The following is a 1,139-nucleotide window of genomic DNA, read 5'->3' as shown; positions in this document are numbered from 1 at the left end:
ATCAGCCAGCGCAATGTGGATGTGCGGTTCGCGAGCGACAGCCAGCTGCTGTTCCGCGCCACCCGGCCGATGCTCAACGTGGCCGAGCGCAAGGCGGTGAACAACGCCGGCGTCGCCGTCATCAGCAAGACGGCGCTCACCACCAACCCGGTGGGGCCGCCCATCGCCTTTTTCGGCGCCTACCGGCTGGGCCGCTGGTGGAGCGCGGCGGGCGGCATCGACATGGAGAACTTCGCGCTGGGCGCGCCCTCCACGCTGCCATCGTCCGGCGCCATCAACTATGAGCTGTTCGCCACCATCAACCAGGAGAAGAAGCTCCGGGCGGCGTGGGCGGCGAGCAATTCCACGCCCAACCTGCGCGTCGCCATCGTCGACCACTCGGCCACGCTGCTGGACGACAGCGAACTCTACAGCGGGCCGGCCTTGCAGGCCGAGAGCGCCTATGACGACTTCTCCGGCGCGACGGTAGGTTCCGCCCCGCCGGGCTGGACCCGCCGCTATCAGGCGACGACGGGCATGGCGGTGGTGACGAACGCCGTCGCGTCCGCCCTCAACGGCAAGGCGATCCGCGTCACTGGCGGATTTGGGACGCCGGCGGCGTCAACTTTTGCGGAGATTTCGTTTGATGCTCCGGGCTCCGCCGTGACGGATGGCGACATTCTCGCCGGCATCCGCATGGTCAATGGCCCCATCCTGTTCCCGCTGGAGATCATGTTTCGCTGCTCCTCCGCGGCCACCCACCAGGCGGCAGGCATCGTCTGCGATGTGTCAGGTGGCGTTGCCTCCGGCCAACGCTTGTGGTTCGGCCCGACCTATGACGCCGCGGCCGGCGCCGCCGATTTCGCCTGGGCCTACGACACCTGGTACTGGCTCCGGCTCAACATCAAGGGCGACCAGCGCCGGCTGAAGATCTGGCCGCGCGGCACCGCCGAGCCGACGTTCTGGAACCTCGCCTTCGTCGGGCCGGGTTCCGCCTCCGGCTATGTGGGCCTCACGCAATGGGGCTCCACCACCACGCCCTACGCCTATCTCGACTTTTTCAGCGTCTGCACCACGGGCCGGCCCGCCTGGGGGCCGCTGCCCTGAGGATCGCCCATGGACTTCACGAACTATTACGGGACGGGAACCATCTCGGTCTC

At 68.0% G+C, this 1,139-nt stretch carries 1 protein-coding gene; it reads left to right on the top strand.

Annotation, left to right across the window (positions count from 1 at the left end; translation table 11 throughout):
- A partial coding sequence (locus EJ105_RS27615; RefSeq protein WP_250168886.1) for a hypothetical protein occupies nucleotides 1-1,086 on the top strand: 1,086 nt, incomplete at its 5' end.
- Nucleotides 1,087-1,139: the final 53 nt, after the last annotated feature.

The sequence above is a fragment of the Xanthobacter aminoxidans genome (assembly GCF_023571765.1).
Classification (GTDB): Bacteria; Pseudomonadota; Alphaproteobacteria; order Rhizobiales; family Xanthobacteraceae; genus Xanthobacter; species Xanthobacter aminoxidans.
This window is presented reverse-complemented; position numbering and strand designations above follow the sequence as displayed.